Source organism: Streptomyces sp. NRRL WC-3549 (assembly GCF_000721935.1).
Taxonomy (GTDB): Bacteria; Actinomycetota; Actinomycetes; order Streptomycetales; family Streptomycetaceae; genus Streptomyces.
The window spans coordinates 1-787 of record NZ_KL585466.1 but is presented as its reverse complement, the minus strand read 5'-3'; the positions used below and the strand labels follow the sequence as shown (position 1 = coordinate 787).

Here is a 787-nt window from a genome sequence, read left to right as displayed (position 1 = left end):
ACTGGCGGTCGTGCGGGGCACCGCCGTCAATCAGGACGGTGCGTCCAACGGTCTGACCGCGCCCAACGGCCCTTCGCAGCAACGTGTCATTCTCCAGGCCCTCGCGGACGCCCGGCTGTCTGCCGAGGACATCGATGCTGTCGAGGCGCACGGGACCGGTACCCGGCTCGGTGACCCGATCGAGGCCGAGGCGCTCATGGCGACCTACGGCCAGGGCCGCTCCGCGGCTCGGCCCCTGCGCCTCGGAGCCCTGAAGTCGAACATCGGGCATTCGCAGGCCGCGGCCGGCGTGGCCGGTGTGATCAAGATGGTCATGGCGATGCGGCACGGGACGCTGCCGCGCACCCTGCACGTCGGCACTCCTTCCGCACAGGTCGACTGGTCGGCGGGCGCCGTCGAGCTGCTGACCGAGCAGATGGAGTGGCCGGGCAGGGGAGAGCCCCGTAGGGCGGGCGTCTCGTCCTTCGGCATGAGCGGAACCAACGCGCACGTGATCGTTGAGCAGGCACCCGCCGACGAGGCCCCCAGGACTTCCTCCGAAGGCACCTCGCCGCTGGGCGGTGCCATGCTGCCGTTCGTGCTGTCCGGGAAGTCGTCCGACGCGGTGGCTGAGCAGTCCGCGCGGTTGCTGGGTCTGCTGGATCGTCAGCCCGACGTGGCCCTGCCGGACATGGCGTGGTCGCTGGCCACCGCGCGTACGAGGTTCACGCACCGGGCCGCCGTGGTGGCCTCGGGACGTGATGAGTTGGCCGCAGGCCTGAACGCGTTGGCGGACGGGCGTGGCTCA

The 787-nt window shown here is 71.2% G+C and carries 1 protein-coding gene; it reads left to right on the top strand.

Going from position 1 to position 787, the window contains the following annotated elements; all coding sequences use genetic code 11:
- Nucleotides 1–787: type I polyketide synthase (locus IH13_RS39515; protein ID WP_199814938.1), on the top strand; the 787-nt coding region annotated here is incomplete at both ends.